Below are 21,115 nucleotides of genomic sequence, written 5' to 3' on the forward strand. Positions count from 1 at the left end.
GGTGTGTTGAATGGCAACGATCAATACGGTAACTGGTCCTATTAAAGCAGAGCAATTGGGCAAGACGCTGATTCACGAACATTTTGTCTTTGGATATCCCGGTTTCCAGGGGGATGTGACATTGGGAGCTTTTAATGAAGAAAAATCTTTGGAAGAGGCCATCAACATTGCCAGGTATATGCAGAGCTTTGGCGTGAAGACAGTGGTGGATCCGACGCCAAATGAATGTGGAAGAAACCCGGAATTTCTTAAAAAGATATCTGAGGCGACCGGACTGCAAATTATTTGCGCTACAGGCTATTATTACGAAGGCGAAGGAGCAACTCCATATTTCAAGTTCAGGCAGGCACTGGGCACAGCCGAAGAAGAAATTTATGAGATGTTCAAAAAAGAGCTTACCGAGGGAATCGCAGGTTCCGGAATAAGACCTGGAGTGATCAAGCTCGCTTCCAGCAAAGATGAAATCACAGAGTATGAAAAAATGTTTTTCCGTGCAGGCGCCCGTGTACAGAAGGAGACAGGCGCAGTGATCCTTACACACACCCAGGAAGGAACAATGGGTCCTGAACAAGCCAGGCTGCTGATTGAGAATGGAGCAGATCCTGGAAAGATCATAATCGGCCATATGTGTGGAAATACCGACCCTGAATACCACAAGCAGGTACTGGACCAGGGCGTCAGGATTGGCATGGACCGTTTCGGCATCCAGGGGATGGTGGGAGCTCCGTTTGACCATGAACGTGTGCAGACTCTGCTGGCTTTACTTAACGAAGGGTACGAAGATCAAATTTTACTGGCACACGATACCGTGAATGTCTGGCTAGGCCGTCCTCCGGTTATGCCAGAACAGGCAGCGAAGATTATGGAGAACTGGCAGCCAGGCCATATTTTCACCAATATCCTTCCTCAGCTTCGAGAAAACGGAGTTTCAGAGACGCAAATTGATAAAATGCTCGGCGGGAATGCAAATGGTCTCTTCACCGGCGCACCTGCAAAGGTAGTTTCCTAGATACAATTTTTCTGAGCTGATTTGAGATTCTGATAGAAAGGGGCGATGTCCTATCCAAAAAATCATACCGCTGACGCTGGATTCGCCTTTTTCTGAAGGGATCGTTATCGTGTATGCAGTTCTTGGTGAAACAGCAACACTTATAGATACCGGAAACCCAGGCGAGAAATCCTTTTACCAGCTTAAAACTTTGTTAAAAAACCACAATCTCAGATTCAGAGACTTTGACCATATCATTGTGACCCATATGCATACGGACCATTGTGGAGGAGTCAGCCTGATTCAACAGGAAACCGATCTTCCCGTATATGTACATGAACTTTCCAGGCCTGTGGTTACAGGAGGAGAATCAGAGTTTAATAGAAGCAATCAATTTTTCAATGATTTTATCAGGCAATGTGGTGCTGATCCTTCCGTCCATCAGCATGCGCGAAAGTATAAGGAAGAAATATGGCGAGACGTCCATTATGTCAGCGAGGGAGATGAGGTTTACATAGGGGGGAAACCTTACAATGTACTGCATGTTCCCGGCCATAGCCAGACAGATATCCTTCTGGTCGACGAACAGCAGGGGATTACATTCGTCGGTGACCATATTATCCCGGAGCTGGCAGTCAACGCCTTTATCGAGCCTCCTGTTCCAGGGAAGAAGCATCGTCCGGCTCCTTTGATCCAATACAGGGAATCACTTATCTCCTCAAGAAGCAGACAGCTTGGTAAATGTTTTTCGGGACACGGAAAACCATTCACACAGCACATAGACCTCATTGATAAAAGATTGGCTCAGCAGGATGCACGCTGCCAGCAAATCCGTCAGGTTTTAAAAGAGCGTGACAAAAATGTATTCGAGATTTGCCAGGAAATCTACCCGCACTTGAAGGATGGAATCGTCTTTCTTGGACTCTCACAAATACAGGGCCATCTTGATTTGATGGAATCCCGAAGTGAGGTGATGAAGGAGGAACGGAACTCGATTATTTATTACAAACTGATTTGATCGTTGCTAATTCTTGCTGGTGCCTTTCTTATTACTTTTTTACAGGAGAGGATTAAATGAACCTGAAAGACTTGCTTGAAAATAATATCAGTAAATATGGGGAATATCCATTTATTTTTTATAAAGACAAGCAGTATACAAATATAGAAACAAGGAAATACGCTGATCAGATTGCGAAGGGCCTCCAAAAGCTTGGAGTGGGAAAAGGCGACCGTGTTGTCGTCTGTATGCCAAATAACCCTGAAGTGATTTTTTCCTATCAAGGCATTACTAGGAGCGGTGCTGTCATTGTGCCAATCATGTTCACCTTGCATCCAAAAGAAATTCAGTACATCATTGAAAATTGCGAAGCCAAAGTTGTCATTTCCTCTTCCTATACAGCAGAAAATATTAAAAAGGCGATTGATGGCCTAGAAGTCAAACCAGTCCTAGTAGCTGCTGATCTTCCAGGCAATGACGATGTGTTAAACCTTTATGATTTAATGTCTGCGGAATCCGCTGACACCAAAGTTGATTCTAATGAAAATGAAATCGCCGTGATTTTATACACCTCAGGAACGACCGGAAATCCGAAAGGCGTTCTGTTGACCCACAAAAATCTCTACACCAATGCCGCTAACTCCGCAGCCCATAATGAAACCGAAAGAGGCGTTACGATTGGCGTCCTTCCGTTAGCACATGTATATGGGCTCACGATTTCGAATACGTGCTATATAACGGGGAGTTCAGTTGTTGTTTTCTCCAGGTTTGACCCAGAAGAAATTTTCAGAGCAATCGAGACATATAAGGTGAAAGCTTTCTCTGCAGTTCCTGCGATGATCCACGCGATGGTTGGCAGCCCTCATGCTGACCGTTATGATACATCCTCTCTAGAGTGGATTGGCTCAGGGTCTGCTCCATTGCCAATTGCGCTCCTGAACGGATTCCGCAAAAAGTTCGGCGCAAAAGTTTTTGAGGGTTATGGTTTATCAGAAGCAGCCCCTATCGTCACCGCACATAATAAAAAAATTGAAATAAAACCAGGGTCAGTCGGAATCCCGATCCCTGGAATCAAAATAAAAATCGTTGATCAACAGGGCAGAGAAGTCCTTACAGGAGAAGTTGGGGAACTCATTGTTTCCGGTGAAAATGTTACTCCCGGTTATTATCAGAACAAAGAAGAAACGAACCGCACCCTCAAAGATGGCTGGCTATTTACTGGGGATATGGCCAGAGTTGACAACGAAGGCTATCTCTATATTGTCGACAGGAAAAAGGATTTGGTGATCAGGGGTGGATTCAATGTCTATCCCCGTGATATTGAAGAGCTGCTGAACGCTCATGAATCTGTCTCGGAAGCAGCGGTCGTTGGGGTGCCTGATGAAAGGATGGGTGAGGAAATCGTTGCATGTGTCGTGAAGAAAGCGGGGACGACTCCAACTGAAGAGGAACTGATCCATTACTGCCAGGACAATCTAGCCAAAAGCAAAACACCTAAGCGCATTATTTTTATGGAAGCTTTGCCCCGCAACGGTGTGGGCAAAATCCTGAAAACACGTTTAAGAGAAACTATCATCACAAAATAAAGCCATCTACCAAGGAGGAGTGCAAATGGAACAAAGAACAATTTTAACAACTAGCAAGCGGGGACTGCAGACAGATTCATTCCCGTTCCGTCTTTATCAAAAAGCAAAGAAATTTGGCATATGGAATCCGGCAGATATTGATTTTACCCAGGACCAAAGTGACTGGAAGCAGCTCAATACTGAGCAGCAAAATGATATATTGCGCTTGATTTCACAGTTTCAGGCCGGGGAGGAGGCTGTCACTCTCGATTTGCTGCCACTGATGATGGCCATCGCCAAGGAAGGCAGGCTAGAGGAGGAAATGTTCTTAACCACCTTCTTGTTCGAAGAAGCCAAGCATACTGAATTCTTTCGTCTTGTTCTGAATGCACTGGGTGAAACAGGTGACCTATCTGGACACCATACCGAAACGTATAAAACGATTTTCTATGAAATTCTGCCAACTACGATGGACCGTCTGCTGACAGACCAATCGCCTGAGGCCATAGCCGAAGCAGCAACTGTCTACAATATGTTCGTTGAGGGTGTCCTGGCCGAAACAGGCTATTACTCCTTCTATCAGAATCTCGAGACACTCGGCCTGATGCCAGGCTTGCTAAAGGGTATTGGCAACTTGAAAAGGGATGAATCACGTCATATCGGCTATGGTACCTTCCTGCTTCAAAGACTGATTTGTGAGCACCCTCATTTGTACGAGTTCGTGGAAGGAAGAATGCAGGAATTAACCCCGCTTGCAATCCGCCTGAACCAGGAGGGCTTCAAGGGCAAGGATGTAAGCACTTTTGGGAACCAGATCGAAGATACGATGAATTTTACAATGAAACAGCTTTCGGTCAGGATGGAGATCCTTTCAAGAGCAAGGGGAAAACGTATTGAAGAGATATATAGAGTCACAGAGACTGAGATGGGTGTACTTTAAGGAAACAAGTAATCTAGTAGTAATAGAGGAGGACGCAAAATGACAGTAAATGTTGATGTAAAAACGTTCCCGTTATTTATTAATGGTAATTGGGAGGCAGCAAGCAGCAAGGAAACCTTTGATGTCTTTAATCCGGCGACTGGAGAACTGGTGGCCCGCGTGGCTAAGGGGAATTCGGACGATGTGGACAGGGCTGTTGATGCAGCAAGGAAGGCATTCGATGATACCGATTGGAAGGATATGAAGCCAAAAGACAGATCGAAGGTGCTGTATGCTATTTCCTATCAAATCGCTTTGCATGCTGAAGAACTGGCTTATCTTGAATCAATCAGTTCCGGCGGGACAGTAAGAAGAATTGGCGCCAACGATATACTGCAAATGGTAGATTTGTTCCAGACATTGGCCAAGTTCGTCGAGGAATATGAATTCTCTGAAACGCTGCCAAGTCTGCCATTCCCGGGACCGGCTCATAATTTTATCTGGCGTGAACCAATCGGTGTTTGCGCAGCGATTACTCCCTGGAACCTGCCGATGGTGATTGCGACATGGAAAATCGCACCTGCACTGGCGATGGGAAATACGGTTGTCGTCAAGCCGGCAAGCTATACTCCGTTATCGACTTTGAAGCTGGCTGAAATCATTTCACAGGTCGTCCCTCCTGGAGTCATCAATGTCGTGACCGGACCAGGTGCTGAGGTAGGCGAGACACTAGCCAGCCATCCGAAAGTAGATAAGATTGCTTTTACAGGGTCGACAGAAGTCGGCAGAAAAGTAATGCAGCTCGCGTCAGGAACAGTTAAAAATACGACATTGGAGCTTGGAGGTAAGTCACCTAATATCATTCTCGAGGATGCCGACTTAAATCTTGCCCTGCCAGGAAGCTTATTCGGAGTGTTCCTGCATTCAGGTCAGCTTTGTGAATCAGGGACGAGACTGTTTGTTCCGGATCATTTGCACGATGTGATTGTAGAGAATCTTGTGAAGCTTGCCGGGAAAATCAAGCTTGGAAACCCGCTTGACCCTGCTACTGACGTTGGTCCGATCATTTCCAAGAGGCAAAAAGAATCGATTTTATCCTATATCGAAGCAGGAAAAGCAGAAGGCGCAACCCTAGTTTGCGGTGGAAATGAAGTGAAGGTCGCTGGCTGTGAAAATGGCCATTTTATTGAACCAACAATTTTCACAAATGTAACGAATGACATGAAAATCGCCCGTGAAGAGATTTTTGGTCCGGTATTATCTGTGATCCGATATAAAGATGTAGACGAAGCAATCAGGATGGCGAATGACTCTATCTATGGTCTTGCGGCCGGCGTATGGACAAGAGACGTGAACAAAGCATATGAAGTAGCGCGCAAGCTCCAGGCCGGGGTTGTCTGGATTAATGATTGGCATATGCTCCGTAATGATGCCCCATTTGGAGGATACAAACAGAGCGGCATCGGACGCGAGATGGGCAAGCATTCACTGGATGCCTACACTCAAGTCAAGCATGTGCATACATCAATGGTTCCTGAAGCACATAAACGAATATGGTATGGCCTGCTTCTTTCCGATACAGCTGAATAAGTCATTTTTAAAAAAATATATATGAGGTGAAAAAGAAGATGCAAACGACAACATTATCACAATTCTCTCTTCGATCAGCAATCTACAGCGGATCAAATTCTCGTGCCATGATACCTGATTTGTTCAAAGGTCTGGGTGCTAAAAGAGTGGTCCTTTTTAGCGACAGGGGGCTGGAAAAAGCTGGCGTAGTAGAAAAGGTCGCCCAGATTTTCGAATTAACAAGTAAAGGAACTGGCCCTGAACTTGCAGGGATATATGTCGATATTGCCCAGGATGCCGAAAGCGCTTCGGTGAATGAAGCTCTCCGGTATGCAAGAGAAGTAGGCGCTGACGGATTGCTTGCTGTCGGAGGCGGCAGTGTGCTTGACACGGTTAAGGGAGTCAAATTTGCAATGCATAAAGGGTTAACCGACATCAAGGAAGCGATTCCTGGCGGCTTTTTATTCGAGCAGTTCCCAAAAGCTACCCATATCCCTATACCGCATATCGCCATTCCGACAACAGCGGGAACAGGATCAGAGGTGTCACCGATTGCGGTCATCTATAATGAGGATATCAAGATGAAAGGCAATATCATCAACCCTTTTATAAGTGCTGATATCGCGGTGCTGGATCCTGATTTGACAGTGGGACTGCCGCCGGCAATCACTGCTTTTACCGGCTTTGATGCATTGACCCATGCAATCGAGGCATTTGCATCTCCTAATGCTACTGCACTGACGGATGCTCATGCTTTGCATGCAATCAGGCTGATCGAAAAAAATCTTCCGGTTGCTGTAGCAGAGGGTTCCAATCTTGAAGCTAGAATGGAAATGCTGCAGGCGAGCCTTATGGGAATCACCGCATTCAGTTTTGCTCTGAACGCCATTCCGGTCCATAACTTCGCCCATGCATATGGCGCATTGTTCCGGATTCCTCATGGACTGGCAAATGCCGTTTTCCTGCCTGTGGTAATGGAATTTGTGCCAAGTTTATATCTTCCTAAGGTAAAAGAGCTAGCCTCGGCATTGCGTGTTGACTTCAATGCTGAAGAAGAGAATGAAGCCGTTCTGGCAAAAGTCATTGAAAAAATAAGATTGCTTCAGCATAAAACCGGTTTGCCATCAGACTTTACTGAATACAACTTGACTGAGGAAGACCTGGAGAGAGTTGCCGTTGCCGTTGCCAAGGACCCTGCCGCGGTATCCTTCCCGATGCCAAAAGAACTGATTCAGGCTGTCGGCCAGCAGGTCGTGCCGATTGGCGTAAAATAAAATGAATTAAGAGGGGAATCCGGACGCGGTTCACCCTCTTTTTACAGTCCTAACAGCTCAAGTTTATAAAGGAGTGGTCAAAGATGATGAATTTTGATTTTACCGAAGAACAGGAACTTTTGAGAAAAACAGTCAGGAGCTTTGTTGATAAAGAAATCTTGCCTTATATAAAAGATTGGGATGAGAAACAGCATTTTGAAACCAGTATTTTAACAAGGCTTGCAAATCTGGGACTAATGGGTGTCTGTATACCGGAAGAATATGGCGGCAGCGGAATGGACTATAATTCACTTGCGATTGTATGTGAGGAGCTTGAGCGAGGCGACACCGCCTTCAGGACCGCGGTCTCTGTGCACACGGGGCTGAACAGCATGACATTGCTCCAGTGGGGAAATGAGCAGCAAAAGCAGAAGTACCTGGTTCCTCAGTCAAAAGGGGAGAAGGTTGGAGCATTTGGGCTGACAGAGCCTAATGCAGGTTCAGATGTTGCGGCAATGCAGACAATGGCCAGAGACGCAGGAGATCACTATATACTTAATGGATCAAAAACATGGATCTCATTATGTGATGTTGCCGACCATTTCCTTGTCTTTGCTTATACTGATAAAAATAAAAAACACCACGGCATATCTGCCTTTATTGTGGAGCGAACATGGGACGGCTTTTCATCCAAAGCGATTAAAGGAAAACTCGGGATCAGGGCGGGAAATACCGGGGAAATCTACTTTGATAATGTAAAAGTTCCTAAGGAAAATTTGTTAGGCCGGGAGGGAGATGGTTTTAAAATCGCAATGTCCGCATTGGATAACGGCCGCTTTACAGTAGCTGCGGGCGCATGCGGAACAATCATGGCAAGCCTTGAAGCAAGTGTGAAGTATTGTCATGAACGAAGCACCTTTGGCAAAGAAATCGGCAGGCACCAGCTTGTCCAGCAAATGATCGCCAGGATGGAAGCAGGCCTGGTACAGTCCCGTTTACTTGTTTACCGTGCCGGCTGTCTTAAAAACCAGGGTAAGAGGAATACCCGGGAAACCTCCCTGGCCAAGTGGCAGGCATGTGACTATGCCTATGAAGCGGCGAACGACGCCGTCCAAATTTATGGTGCGTACGGATTTTCTAACGAATATCCAGTTGAACGATATTTAAGGAATGCCAAAGCACCCGTCATTTATGAAGGAACACGAGAAATACACACAGTCATGCAGGGAGAGTATGTTTTAGGATATCGGGTCGATAAACCATTATCCAATATGCTTCCAGCGTGGCCATTTGAAACCGTTACGGAAGAAGCAGTGAAATAAGAAAAAGGGGATGATTCGTAAATACTCCCCTGTGCATTGCCCGAAAATCAATGGCGAAGTCATTTTGGGTAAAAGCAACACCTCTGCATTACCCGTAAATCGTTGGCAAAGTCATTTTAGGTAAAAGCAACGGCTCTGCATTGCCCTAAAATCATTGGCAAATTCATTTTGGGTAAAAGCAACACCTCTGCATTACCCGAAAATCGCTGGCGAAGTCATTTTGGGTAAAAGCAGACACTCTGCATTGCCCGTAATTCGGTGGCGAAGTCATTTTGGGTAAAAGCAGACACTCTGCATTGCCCGAAAGTCGGTGGCGAAGTCATTTTGGGTAAAAGCAGACACTCTGCATTGCCCGAAAATCGTTGGCAAATTCATTGTGGGTAAAAGCAACACCTCTGCATTCCCCGGAAATCGCTGTCGAAGTCATTTTGGGTAAAAGCAGACACTCTGCATTGCCCGTAATTCGGTGGCGGAGACATTTTAGGTAAAAGCAGCGCTTCTGCATTACCCGTAATTCGGTGGCGGAGACATTTTAGGTAAAAGCAGACACTCTGCATTGCCCGAAAATCAGTGGCGGAGACATTTTAGGTAAAAGCAACACCTCTGCATTACCCGAAAATCGGCGGCAAAGTCATTTTGGGTAAAAGCAGACACTCTGCATTGCCCGTAAAACGGTGGCGGAGACATTTTAGGTAAAAGCAGCGCTTCTGCATTGCCCGAAAATCGGCGGCGAAGTCATTTTGGGTAAAAGCAGACACTCTGCATTGCCCGAAAATCAGTGGCGGAGACATTTTAGGTAAAAGCAGACACTCTGCATTGCCCGTAATTCGGTGGCGGAGACATTTTAGGTAAAAGCAGCGCTTCTGCATTACCCGTAATTCGGTGGCGGAGACATTTTAGGTAAAAGCAACGCTTCTGCATTGCCCGAAAATCGGCGGCGAAGTCATTTTGGGTAAAAGCAGACACTCTGCATTGCCCGAAAATCAGTGGCGGAGATATTTTAGGTAAAAGCAACACCTCTGCATTACCCGAAAATCGGCGGCAAAAGTCATTTTGGGTAAAAGCAACGCTTCTGCATTGCCCGTAATTCCCTAAAGCGGTAAAAGCAACTATACCTGATTATTAATTCGATTCTTTTTAACTAAAACAGCTTTCATCTTGTCGAGAATGAGGTGTACGAACCAAAAAAGGTGATCGCTTCATCAAATATCAGAAGCTGATCACCTTTTATCTTTATAATATCATTTCAGACAGTACGTAGTGGTACAGCAGTTTGGCTGTATTTTCAATTGAATCTTTGTGTGTTCGTTCGAATGCATGGGATGAATCGATTCCCGGTCCAATCAAGCCATGAATGATGTCATGTCCTGAACGGATCGCGGCTGATGCGTCTGATCCGTAGAAAGGATAGATATCGAGTTTGTAGCCGATTCCATTGTCGACGGCAAGTTGTGTCAGCCTTTTCCTCAGCTCGTAATGGTAAGGTCCGCTCGCATCCTTTACACAGATGGAGACGGTGTACTCATCCGTTGACTGGCCATCACCCATTGCCCCCATATCGACCGCAAGATACTCAACGGTTTCCGGTGTAATATTCGAGTTGCCTCCATAGCCAATTTCTTCGTTATTGGAAATCAAAAAGTGTGTTGTGTATGGCAATTCGATGTTTTCATCCTTAATTTGTTTGATCAACTGAAGCAGGATGGCGACACTTGCCTTGTCATCAAGGTGACGGGATTTGATGAAACCTGATGGAGTAATCTGTACCCGCGGATCAAATGATACAAAATCGCCCACTTCGATGCCAAGTGACCTGACATCTTCAGCATTAAGAACTTTTTCATCAAGACGGACTTCCATATTATCCTGGTTGCGTTCTGCTTTCCCGGCATCCTTATATACATGGACAGAGGTTTGATGCATTAATATTGTGCCTGTGAACTTTTTGCCGCTCGAAGTTTCAATTTCACAGTATTCGCCTTCAATGGAGTTGTATTTAAAACCGCCAATCAAATCAAGCTTAAGTCGTCCGCTCGGCTTGATTTCTTTTACAATCGCTCCAAGTGTATCGACATGGGCAGTCAGCATTCTGTGATTTTGCTGGTCCTTCCCGGGAAGAGTCGCAATCAAGCCGCCTTTGCGATTCCTTTTCGTTTCCACCTTCATTTCATTTAAAAACTTTTCTACATATGTAATGACTTCGTTTGTGTTTCCCGAAGGACTTGGAATGCTGACTAATTCCTTCAATAAGCTTATTGTTTCATTTGTGTTCGGGTATGCCATTTTAAAACTCCTCTCATATAAAATCTTCCATGTAAATCATATTATAAACTTTTTTCCTGAATCAAAGTAACCATTTATATTGTATTCCTGTAATCACAAACCTGGTCTATTCATATTTTGATTATGGATGCAGTTTTGGGGAGGGATTAAAATGAATGGATATTGGTTCAGGTATTCGTTGCTGGAATGGTGCAGGGAGATGGAAGCGGAATGGGCTTCAGTAAAAGGGCAGCTTAGAGAATCAGAGGAAGAACAAGCATTAAAACTATGGGAAGAGAACCTTTTAACACTTAAAACAAAAGCGGAAAATTCCATGGAAGAGGAAACGTTATACGCTGAAGCAAGAAACTTATATGATGAGTTTGCGAATTATTTGAGCGGTCCTGAGGCAGAAAATGAGCGTCAGCAAGGCCAAAGGCTGCAGCCAGTCCCTATCGGAGGACACAAATTGCCGCCCTTGCCATATGCGTATAATGCACTTGAGCCTGTCATAGCAGAGGAAATCATGAGGCTGCACCATTCAAAGCATCACCAGAGCTATGTGGATGGATTGAACAAAGCTGAAAACGAGATGCAGAAAGCACGGCAAAATGGAGATTTCGGGTTGATTAAACATTGGGAACGGGAAGCAGCTTTCCATGGGGCCGGCCATTATCTTCACACCATCTTTTGGAGCATCATGAGTCCGAATGGCGGGGGAACCCCTAAAGGGCAGCTCGGAAAAGCGATCAATGATTCTTTCGGCAGCTTTGAAAAGTTCAAAAAGCATTTTTCAGAAGCCGCTAAAAATGTTGAAGCTGTTGGCTGGGCAATCCTTGTTTGGTCTCCTCGTTCGCACCGGCTGGAAATCCTCCAGGCAGAAAAGCACCAAAACTTATCGCAATGGGATGTTGTACCGTTACTTGTGCTCGATGTTTGGGAGCATGCTTATTACCTGCAATATAAAAACGAGCGGGCTAAATATGTTGATAACTGGTGGCGGATTGTCAATTGGAATGAAGTCGAACAGAGGTTCAACAAGGCACGCACAATCGCATGGCAGCCATTTTAGTAAAAGGAAGGGTGACATGATTCCATCCTTCTCTGTATAAAAAACCCCTTCCTGCTTAAACTAAACATATGTTCGGGAGGTGTTTTTTTATGGAAAACAAGGACTTTAACCAGATTTACAATGAATACAAGGAACAAAGCATGGGGCAAGCGGAGTTGGAAGCCAACGCACAACTATCAGGAAAAGAGCAAATAGTAGCCGTCAGGAAAAATGATGACGGCGACCTGATCGCATTTAAAACAGAAAGCGGCAGGGAGCTCGATTATATTTCTGCGCTATCTGAGGCTAAAACGGGAAAGCTGGCACATGTTGATGTATTCCATAAATATGGCCGTGATATTCTCAGGAGTGAACCTGATGGAATTAAAGAAAATAACCTTGATAATTTACCACATTTCTAGCAGGGAGGAATCCCTGCAATTTTTTTGTTCGTTTCTCCTATAGATTAACAAATAACTTGATTTTTCTGAAATTTCAATCTAAAATTAAAGGTAACATACCAACCGGTAGGTATGTAATACGTAGTTATGACATACATTTTTAATAGACTATCAGAATTGAAGAATAAGATGGGAGTGACTGGAATGCATTTACGGCTTACGGAAGAACAGAAAATGGTGCAAAAGACAATTCGACGATTTGTAGAAAAGGAATTAATTCCGCTGGAAAATGAAGTACTTAGAAATGAAAGAGAAGGACGTCCAAGCCTTCCTCCTGGAAAAATGCATGAACTACAGATGAAGGCTAAAGAAGCAGGGTTCTGGGGAATCAATACACCGGAACAATATGGAGGTGCAGATCTGGGGCAGATGATGATGGCCATCGTCCTCATGGAGGTATCCAAGACATTTGTTCCTTTCCAGTTTGGTGGGTCGGCAGACAACATTCTTTATTATGGCAACGAAGAGCAAAAACGGAAGTATCTGATCCCAACCATCAACGGGGAGAAAAAATCGTGCTTCGCGATGACAGAGCCAGGTGCTGGCTCGGATACAAGAAATATTAAAATGACGGCTGTGAAGGACGGCAATGAATGGGTGCTAAATGGCGAAAAAACTTTCATAACAGGCGGAAATGAAGCTGACTTTGTTATGGTCATCGCGATCACCGATAAAGAAAAACACCGGGCAACAGGGCGTGATGGTGTGACTTGTTTTATTGTCGACCGGGATATGGGCTGGAGATCAGAATTCATACATACGATGGGCGAATGGGGGCCGGCGGGGCTGGTGTTTGATAACGTCCGCGTACCAGAGGAAAATATTTTGGGAGAAGTCGATGGCGGCTATAAATTGGGACTGGAATGGATCGGTTTTGCAAGATGGGTAGTTGGCGCCAGAGCGATCGGATCCGCGGAACGCTTGCTGCAAATGGCGATTGACTATTCAAAAGAGCGAATCACGTTCGGCAAGCCGATTGCTGAAAGACAAGCTATCCAGTGGATGATTGCCGATTCAGCAGTCGAAATCGAAGCCGCAAGATGGCTCGTGCTTAATGCCGCTTATACACTTGATGCCGGTGAAGATAACAGGCATATGGCATCGATGGCAAAATTGTATGGCTCCAACATGGGGAACAGGGTTGTCGACCGCGTCATGCAAATTCATGGCGGCATGGGCTATACAAGGGAATTGCCAATCGAGCGCTGGTATCGGGAAGCGAGACTTTGGAGAATTTACGATGGAACTGATGAAATCCAGCGCATGATCATCGCCAGGGACCTATTGAAAGGGCATGTGAAAATCGGCCAGTTTGTATAACCAACAAATGAAAGCGTTAACAGTTTAGTGGATAGAGGAGGAACTAGAATGGCAGGAAGATTTGATGGAAGAGTTGCTTTTGTGACAGGAGGCAGCAGAGGAATCGGAAAAGGAATTGTTCAGCTTTTCGCAGAGGAAGGAGCAAAGGTTGCATTTATAGACTTGAATGAGGAAGCATTAGCAGAAACAACGAACGAGTTACGTGAGAAAGGTTATGAAGTTTACTCCAAAGTAGCAAACGTGACAGATTATGAGCAGGTGGAACAAGCAGTTAAAGAAGTACATGACACTTTTGGTTCTGTTGATATCCTTGTGAACAACGCGGGAGTTATCCGCGATAACCTGCTTTTCAAAATGACGGATTCCGACTGGCAAACGGTCATGGACGTCCATCTGAAAGGTTCATTCAATGCAGCGAAAGCAGCTCAGAAGTATATGGTTGAACAGAAATATGGCCGGATCATCAATATTTCGTCAACGTCCGCACTTGGAAACAGAGGGCAGGCAAACTATGCAGCGGCAAAGGCAGGTCTCCAGGGTTTCACTAAAACACTTGCAATCGAACTTGGTCGTTATGGAATCACAGCCAACTCGGTCGCTCCAGGTTTCATCGAGACGGAAATGACGAAAGAAACAGCAGCGCGAATCGGTATTTCGTTTGATGACCTGATTAAACACAGTGTCGCGAGCATTCCGGTCGGCAGGAGCGGTAAACCGGCAGATATCGCCAACGCAGTTGCTTTCTTTGCTGATGAAAAATCTTCCTTTGTCAACGGCCAGGTCATTTATGTGGCTGGCGGTCCGAAAAATTAATGTGAGGTGAAAAGTCAGTGTTTAAAGAGCATATTGGCAAACAGTCCAATAAAGTAAAAAACATTGTGGAACGTGGCGCTGTCAAGAAATTTGCTGAGTCCATCGGAGATCTACACCCCATTTTCATTGATGAGGAAACCGGCAAAAACTCTCGCTATAACAGGAACATTGCCCCGCCTACTTTTCCGAGGGTTTTTGATTATGGAACAATACAGGGACTAAATCTTCCTAATAAAGGCTTGATCCATGGGGAACAGACTTATCATTACGAACGCCCTTTACTTGTAGGTGAAGAAATAACTTGTTATTCGGTAATCAAAAATTATTTTGAAAAGAAAGGAACCCAGGGTGAAATGGGCTTCCTTGTATTAGAAAGCTTTGGTGAGGACGAAATGGGAAAGGTTGTTTTTACCTCCACACAAACCGTCATTATTACGGAAGCCGTAAGGAAGGTGCTAATCGGATGAGTAATTTAGCAGAATTGAAGGTAGGCGAGGCCCTGAAGGAAATTCAGCTGGATCCGGTTGACCGGATAACTCTGATTAAATACGCCGGTGCATCAGGAGATTACAATCCAATCCATACAATCGATGAAGAAGCGAAAAAGGCTGGCCTGCCGGGGATCATCGCTCACGGCATGTGGACAATGGGCAACCTGGCTAAGCTATTTACCGAATTTTATGAGGAAGGATTCATTCAAGACTATACGATTCGTTTTAAAGGGATGGTATTCCTGAATGACGTCGTCACCCTCCAGGCAGAACTTGCAGAGGAAAATGAAAACATCCTCACATTCAAAGTTCGTGCGGTCAATCAAAATGGCAATGAAGTCATTATGGGAGATGTGCTGTATCATCGGTATGCTTCTTAATAACCAAAAACCCGGCAGAGATTTGCTGGGTTTATTGCTATAGCATGGGCTTTGAATGCCATTTAGGAATATAACGGGATTTTAAGGAATAAAAAGAGTGATTTCAGGAATATATCGAAAAACTAAGGAATAAAACTGCAACTTTCAGTAATAAACACAAATTTTAAGGAATATCGGCTTTTGATTATGTAGTTGTATCTGGAATTTCTAATTCAAAAAGAAGAAACGAGGTGTTAAACACAAGTGAACTTTGATTTTGACGAGGATTTACTGGCTTTAAAAAGAAATGTCCGTAATTTTATCCAGAGTGAAGTAGAGCCTTTTGCGATGCAGATCGAAGAAGAAGACAAAATCCCTGAAAACATCATTCAGTTGTCCAAGGAAATGGGCCTCTTCGGACTAAGCATACCGGAGGAATACGGCGGGCTGGGAATTGGCATGGTGGAGAAATGTGCACTGTATGAGGAAATCGGCCAGACTCATAATGGCTATACGACTTTGATTGGCGCCCATACCGGGATTGGCACAGTCGGGATTGTCGAGTTGGGCAATGAACAGCAAAAACGAAAATACTTGCCTGCAATGGCCAGCGGAGAAAAAATCGGTGCCTTTGCCCTCACAGAACCTGATGCCGGTTCGAATGCAGCAAACTTGAGAACGACAGCTGTGAAAAAAGGCGATAAATATGTTTTGAATGGTTTGAAGCACTATATAACGAATGCAATAGAGGCGAGTGTTTTTACAGTGATGGCAGTGACAGACCCTGATAAAGGGGCGAAAGGAATCACTTCATTTATTGTCGAGAAGGACTTTCCAGGCTTCAAGCTCGGCAAAGTTGAAAAGAAGATGGGTCTTAAGGGGTCACATTCGGCTGAATTGGTGTTCGAGAATTGCGAGGTCCCAGTTGAAAATATTCTTGGGACTGAAGGCCAGGGTTATGTAAATGCATTGAAAATACTGGCCAATGGAAGGGCAGGTCTTGCAGCGAGAAATTTGGGGTCATCACAGAAGCTCCTTGATATGTCTGTTGCCTACGCCAAGGAGAGAATCCAGTTCGGGAAGCCGATTATCAAGCATCAGGCAGTTAGCCATATGCTGGCGGAAATGGCGGTTGAAATCGAAGCGCTCAGGTCTTTTACATACCGGGTTGCCTGGATGGTTGATTCCGGCCAGAAGGTTATCAAGGAAGCTGCCATGCTAAAGCTTTATGGATCAGAGGTTTACAACAGGGTCGCCGATAAGGCAGTTCAGGTTCACGGCGGTCTCGGTTATATATCAGATTATCCAGTCGAACGATTTTTCCGGGATGCACGGATTACTAGGATTTATGAGGGTACGTCGGAAATTCAGAAAAACATCATAGCGGCACAGCTGGAAAAAGAATAGTAGCTAGTGAACATACCAACTAGTTAGTATCAAAAAAAGAAAGAGGTGGTTTGGATGAATTTTAACCATACTGAGAAGGTCAAGGAATACCAGGCCAGGCTGACAGAGTTCATGGATGAAAACATTTATCCGAATGAAAAGCTTTATAAAGAACAAATCGATAAACATGATCCATTCTCTAAAGTTCCCCCAATAATGGAAGAACTGAAGCAAAAGGCGAAAGAGAAGGGACTATGGAATCTGTTTTTACCAGAGAGTGAATACGGTGAAGGTCTCACCAACCTGGAATACGCGCCACTTTGCGAAAACATGGGAAGGTCCAGCATCGCCCCGGAGGTGTTCAACTGCGCCGCTCCTGATACGGGCAATATGGAAGTGCTCGTACGGTACGGAACGGAGGAACAAAAGGAGCAATGGCTAAAACCTCTCCTGGAGGGTGAAATCAGATCCTGTTTCTCGATGACAGAACCTGAGGTTGCTTCCTCTGACGCAACAAACATCCAGGCAAGCATTGTCCGTGATGGAGATGAATATGTCATTAACGGAACGAAATGGTGGTCTTCAGGTGCTGGAGATCCACGGTGCAGGATCGCGATTGTGATGGGTAAAAATGACCCCGATGCCCCGAAGCACGAGCAGCAATCTATGATTCTTGTTCCGCTTGATGCACCAGGTGTCACAATAAAGAGAATTCTTCCTGTTTTCGGGTACGACCACGCCCCGCATGGACACGCAGAAATAGAATACAAGAATGTAAGAGTACCTGCCTCCAATATGCTTTGGGATGAAGGAAAAGGCTTTGCGATTGCCCAGGGCCGGCTTGGGCCGGGGAGAATCCACCATTGCATGAGAACGATCGGTGCTGCTGAAAGAGCTCTTGAAGAAATGTCAAAACGTGTTCTTCAAAGAACTGCATTTGGTAAAAAGCTTGCACAGCAGGGTGTCATCCAGGAATGGATTGCGGAGGCCAGGATTGATATCGAACAGGCGAGACTCCTTACATTAAAGGCTGCGTTCATGATGGATACAGTCGGAAACAAAGAAGCCAAAGCTGAAATAGCGATGATCAAAGTGGTTGCGCCTAATATGGCACTTAAAATCATCGACAGGGCAATTCAGGCATTCGGAGCAGCAGGTGTCAGCGATGATTTCACTCTCGCAGCTGCGTGGGCGAATATCAGGACACTACGACTCGCAGACGGGCCTGATGAGGTGCATAAACGAGCGATTGCAAGATACGAGCTGAAAAAATATATGTAAGGAGGATTCATCAATGCATGTATCAGAACTGTTTTCACTAAAAGGAAAAGTAGCGATAGTCACAGGCGGGGGACGAGGCCTTGGAGAGCAAATCGCGATTGGTTTCGCAGAAGCGGGTGCAAATGTTGTGGTTTGCTCACGGCGAGTAGACGCCTGTGAAGAAGTCAGCGGGAAGCTGAAGGAGATCGGAGTTGAATCCCTGGCTTTGAAATGTGACATCACCAACCCGGAAGATGTGAAAAATGTAGTAGAACAGACCGTTGAGAGATTCGGCAGGATCGATATCCTTGTCAATAACAGCGGAGCCTCCTGGGGCGCACCGGCGGAAGAAATGCCGCTTGAAGCATGGCAAAAGGTTTTGAATGTCAATGTGACAGGAACGTTCCTCATGTCTCAGGCTGCTGGCAGGGTCATGCTTGAGCAAGGATCAGGAAAAATCATCAATATCGCCTCCGTTGCTGGGCTGAAGGGTTCCAATCCAAAGGTTATGGATGCTATTGGCTATAACGCCAGCAAGGGTGCTGTCATTACTTTTACAAAGGACCTGGCGGCAAAATGGGGACCGCGCGGAATTTATGTCAATGCGATAGCACCAGGCTTTTTCCCGACAAAGATGTCAAAGGGTCTGCTTGAAAAAGGCGGCCATGCAATTCTTGAAGGTACTCCGCTGCGGAAATTCGGCTCTGATACTGACCTGAAGGGTGTAGCAGTATTCCTGGCAGCATCAGCATCGGATTATATCACAGGTGACGTTGTGATTGTCGACGGCGGAACACATGTACTCTAAAAGGAGGCAGCATCCATGAACAGAGATGCAGTGATTGTATCTGCAGTAAGGACTGCAATCGGCAGACAGGGCGGATCACTTGCTACGGTACCTGCCCATGTCTTCGGTGCAGAGGTCATCAAGGAAGCAATCAGGAGGGCAAATGTACAGCCTGAAATGATTGAGGATATCATCATTGGGAATGTCATCAGCGGCGGCGGCAACATTGCCAGGCTAACGGCTCTGCAAACAGGACTCTCACTTGAATTGCCTGGCCTGACGATTGACCGCCAGTGCGGGTCGGGAATTAATGCAATCAACCTTTCCGCCCAGGCAATAAAGGCGGGGACTGGTGATGTCTATGTTGCTGGCGGCATCGAAAGCATGAGCAGGGCTCCTTATTTAATGGATAAACCGGAAAGATCCTACAGCCCTGTGCCTCCTAGCTTCAGGAAGTCCCAGCTGTCACCGAAAGAAATCGGAGATCCGCCAATGGGAATCACAGCGGAAAATCTAGTAACAAAATATTCAATCAGCAGGGAAGAGCAGGATGAATTCGCACTGGCAAGCCAGCTAAAAATGGCGGCAGCGATGGCTGAAGGGGTGTTCGACGAACAAATTGTGCCTATTACGATACCTGTTCGAAAAGGGACACCAGTCATTTTTAACAAGGATGAGCATCCTCGGCCGCAAACGACTTTGGAAGCATTGTCTCAATTGAAGCCGGCCTTTTTACAGGGCGGGACAGTAACAGCGGGGAGCAGTTCCGGATTGAATGACGCAGCCGCGGCACTAATTGTTATGTCAAGGGAGAAAGCACAAGAATTGGGTGTGAAACCAATGGCGGTCGTAAGGGAGCAGGCAGTAGCCGGAGTAGATCCAAATATCATGGGTATTGGCCCAGTCCCTGCAGTCAGAAAAGTGCTTGAAAAGTCGGGTCTGACTCTAGATGATATGGACATCATCGAAATTAACGAAGCATTTGCTGCACAGGTGATTGCTTGTGACAGGGAGCTAAACATGGATAGGGCCAAAGTCAATGTCAATGGCGGGGCGATTGCTCATGGACATCCATTGGGAGCAACAGGAGCAATACTGATCACGAAAGCTGTTTACGAGCTTGAGAGAAGAGGCGGGCGGTACGCGCTGATCACTGCATGCATCGGCGGCGGACAGGGAATCGCCACAATCATTGAACGAGAATAACAATTTCACCTTAAAGGAGGAATGCTACTTATGGCTTCTGATACGATTCCCATCAGGCAAGGGGAAGAACTTGATACCATTGCGATCGAAAACTACTTAAGGGAGCAATTGACAGATCTTCCTGAAGAATATCTGACGATCCAGCAATTCAGCTTTGGAAAATCGAATTTAACCTATCAGCTGAAGATGGGAGAGTGGGAAGCGGTCCTACGGCGTCCCCCGCTTGGTCCTGTTGCACCTAAGGCACATGATATGGAACGGGAATATAAAATCCTTAAAGAAATCAGCCCTCATTTCTCGGCTGCTCCGAAACCATATTTGTTTGCAGATGAAAGTGTTATCGGCAGTCCATTTTTTGTGATGGAAAGAAAGCGTGGCATTGTCCTTGATACTGATTTCCCGGAAGGTATTATGCCTGGCAGAGAGAGATGCAAGTCTCTGTCAGAAACGATGGTCAACCACCTTGTAGAGCTGCACAGCATTGATTATACGAAGACAAAGCTTACGGAAATGACCAAACCCGAAGGCTTCATGGAGAGACAGGTCGTAGGCTGGATTCGCCGGTATGAGCGGGCGGAAACGGATATCGTTGAAGGCGTGGAGCAATTGAAACAATGGATGCTAAAGAATGTGTCTGAATCTAAGTCTGAATCTAAAACGCCATCAATCATCCATTATGATTACAAATTGAACAATGCCATGTTCAATGAGGAAATGTCTGAAATGGTTGGATTATTTGATTGGGAGATGACGACTGTAGGTGATCCGCTTGCCGATTTGGGTGTCGCGATGAGCTATTGGATACAACCCGACGATCCCGATCTTTTGAAAAAAGGGATGGGAAAACCGCCGGTCACGGTAACACCCGGTTTCATGACTCGTGATGAATTTATGGAGCATTACGCAAGAAATAGTGGCAGGGATCTGGCTAACATGAACTTTTATCAAACATTTGCTTATTTCAAGCTTGCTGTCATTTGCCAGCAAATCTATTACAGGTGGAAAAAGGGACAGACGAAGGATCCCCGGTTTGCGCACCTTGACAAGTTTGTCAGCAGCCTGATCCAATATGCTCTTTACACCGCAGAAAAAAAATGACAGAAAGG

19 protein-coding genes are annotated in these 21,115 nt (G+C 45.5%); 18 read left to right on the plus strand and 1 reads right to left on the minus strand.

Translation table 11 applies throughout. The features are described 5' to 3' along the window. Window positions 1-10 precede the first annotated feature (10 nt). From M3204_RS10040 to M3204_RS10070, 7 genes are all read left to right on the plus strand, one after another. Complete coding sequence (locus M3204_RS10040; RefSeq protein WP_251481094.1) at window positions 11-1,009, plus strand: phosphotriesterase family protein; 999 nt, start codon at window positions 11-13, stop codon at window positions 1,007-1,009. Between the two features lie 109 nt (window positions 1,010-1,118). Beyond that, window positions 1,119-2,006 (plus strand): MBL fold metallo-hydrolase, encoded by an 888-nt coding sequence (locus tag M3204_RS10045; protein ID WP_251481095.1) that lies wholly within the window; start codon window positions 1,119-1,121, stop codon window positions 2,004-2,006. A 56-nt stretch (window positions 2,007-2,062) separates the two neighbouring features. Continuing rightward, window positions 2,063-3,571 (plus strand): class I adenylate-forming enzyme family protein, encoded by a 1,509-nt coding sequence (locus tag M3204_RS10050; protein ID WP_251481096.1) that lies wholly within the window; start codon window positions 2,063-2,065, stop codon window positions 3,569-3,571. Between the two features lie 25 nt (window positions 3,572-3,596). Beyond that, a complete protein-coding gene (locus tag M3204_RS10055; RefSeq protein WP_251481097.1) occupies window positions 3,597-4,490 on the plus strand; it encodes a R2-like ligand-binding oxidase in 894 nt (297 codons plus the stop codon). A 39-nt stretch (window positions 4,491-4,529) separates the two neighbouring features. Then, a complete protein-coding gene (locus tag M3204_RS10060) occupies window positions 4,530-6,059 on the plus strand; it encodes an aldehyde dehydrogenase family protein (protein WP_251481098.1) in 1,530 nt (509 codons plus the stop codon). A gap of 38 nt (window positions 6,060-6,097) precedes the next feature. Then, on the plus strand, window positions 6,098-7,312 hold the full coding sequence (locus tag M3204_RS10065; RefSeq protein ID WP_251481099.1) for an iron-containing alcohol dehydrogenase: 1,215 nt from the start codon (window positions 6,098-6,100) through the stop codon (window positions 7,310-7,312). A gap of 86 nt (window positions 7,313-7,398) precedes the next feature. Then, on the plus strand, window positions 7,399-8,613 hold the full coding sequence (locus tag M3204_RS10070) for an acyl-CoA dehydrogenase family protein (protein WP_251481569.1): 1,215 nt from the start codon (window positions 7,399-7,401) through the stop codon (window positions 8,611-8,613). 1,233 nt (window positions 8,614-9,846) lie between these two features. On the opposite strand, the gene M3204_RS10075 is transcribed toward M3204_RS10070, so the two are convergent. Continuing rightward, window positions 9,847-10,896 (minus strand): M42 family metallopeptidase, encoded by a 1,050-nt coding sequence (locus M3204_RS10075; protein ID WP_251481100.1) that lies wholly within the window; start codon window positions 10,894-10,896, stop codon window positions 9,847-9,849. 151 nt (window positions 10,897-11,047) lie between these two features. On the opposite strand from M3204_RS10075, the gene M3204_RS10080 reads away from it, so the two are divergent. From M3204_RS10080 to M3204_RS10130, 11 genes are all read left to right on the plus strand, one after another. Beyond that, window positions 11,048-11,947 (plus strand): superoxide dismutase, encoded by a 900-nt coding sequence (locus M3204_RS10080; RefSeq protein ID WP_251481101.1) that lies wholly within the window; start codon window positions 11,048-11,050, stop codon window positions 11,945-11,947. 89 nt (window positions 11,948-12,036) lie between these two features. Beyond that, the gene (locus M3204_RS10085; protein ID WP_251481102.1) at window positions 12,037-12,348 is read left to right on the plus strand and encodes a DUF3892 domain-containing protein; all 312 of its coding nucleotides are present in this window, start codon (window positions 12,037-12,039) and stop codon (window positions 12,346-12,348) included. Window positions 12,349-12,531: 183 nt separating this feature from the next. Next, entirely contained in the window at window positions 12,532-13,707 is a 1,176-nt protein-coding gene (locus M3204_RS10090) for an acyl-CoA dehydrogenase family protein (RefSeq protein WP_251481103.1), read from the plus strand. 48 nt (window positions 13,708-13,755) lie between these two features. Then, complete coding sequence (locus tag M3204_RS10095; protein ID WP_251481104.1) at window positions 13,756-14,520, plus strand: beta-ketoacyl-ACP reductase; 765 nt, start codon at window positions 13,756-13,758, stop codon at window positions 14,518-14,520. Window positions 14,521-14,537: 17 nt separating this feature from the next. Beyond that, window positions 14,538-14,987, plus strand: coding sequence for a MaoC family dehydratase N-terminal domain-containing protein (locus tag M3204_RS10100; protein WP_251481105.1), 450 nt, complete (start codon window positions 14,538-14,540; stop codon window positions 14,985-14,987). After that, complete coding sequence (locus tag M3204_RS10105) at window positions 14,984-15,391, plus strand: MaoC/PaaZ C-terminal domain-containing protein (RefSeq protein ID WP_251481106.1); 408 nt, start codon at window positions 14,984-14,986, stop codon at window positions 15,389-15,391. The genes M3204_RS10100 and M3204_RS10105 overlap by 4 nt, the downstream gene beginning before the upstream one ends. Before the next feature lie 243 nt (window positions 15,392-15,634). Next, on the plus strand, window positions 15,635-16,777 hold the full coding sequence (locus M3204_RS10110; protein WP_251481107.1) for an acyl-CoA dehydrogenase family protein: 1,143 nt from the start codon (window positions 15,635-15,637) through the stop codon (window positions 16,775-16,777). A gap of 54 nt (window positions 16,778-16,831) precedes the next feature. Continuing rightward, a complete protein-coding gene (locus M3204_RS10115) occupies window positions 16,832-18,037 on the plus strand; it encodes an acyl-CoA dehydrogenase (RefSeq protein WP_251481108.1) in 1,206 nt (401 codons plus the stop codon). A gap of 13 nt (window positions 18,038-18,050) precedes the next feature. After that, entirely contained in the window at window positions 18,051-18,824 is a 774-nt protein-coding gene (locus tag M3204_RS10120; RefSeq protein ID WP_251481109.1) for an SDR family oxidoreductase, read from the plus strand. A 15-nt stretch (window positions 18,825-18,839) separates the two neighbouring features. Then, on the plus strand, window positions 18,840-20,009 hold the full coding sequence (locus M3204_RS10125) for a thiolase family protein (protein ID WP_251481110.1): 1,170 nt from the start codon (window positions 18,840-18,842) through the stop codon (window positions 20,007-20,009). 30 nt (window positions 20,010-20,039) lie between these two features. Next, window positions 20,040-21,107, plus strand: a complete 1,068-nt coding sequence (locus M3204_RS10130; protein ID WP_251481111.1) for a phosphotransferase family protein — start codon at window positions 20,040-20,042, stop codon at window positions 21,105-21,107. The last annotated feature ends 8 nt before the right edge of the window (window positions 21,108-21,115 follow it).

Source organism: Mesobacillus subterraneus (assembly GCF_023715485.1).
Taxonomy (GTDB): domain Bacteria; phylum Bacillota; class Bacilli; order Bacillales; family Cytobacillaceae; genus Mesobacillus; species Mesobacillus subterraneus_B.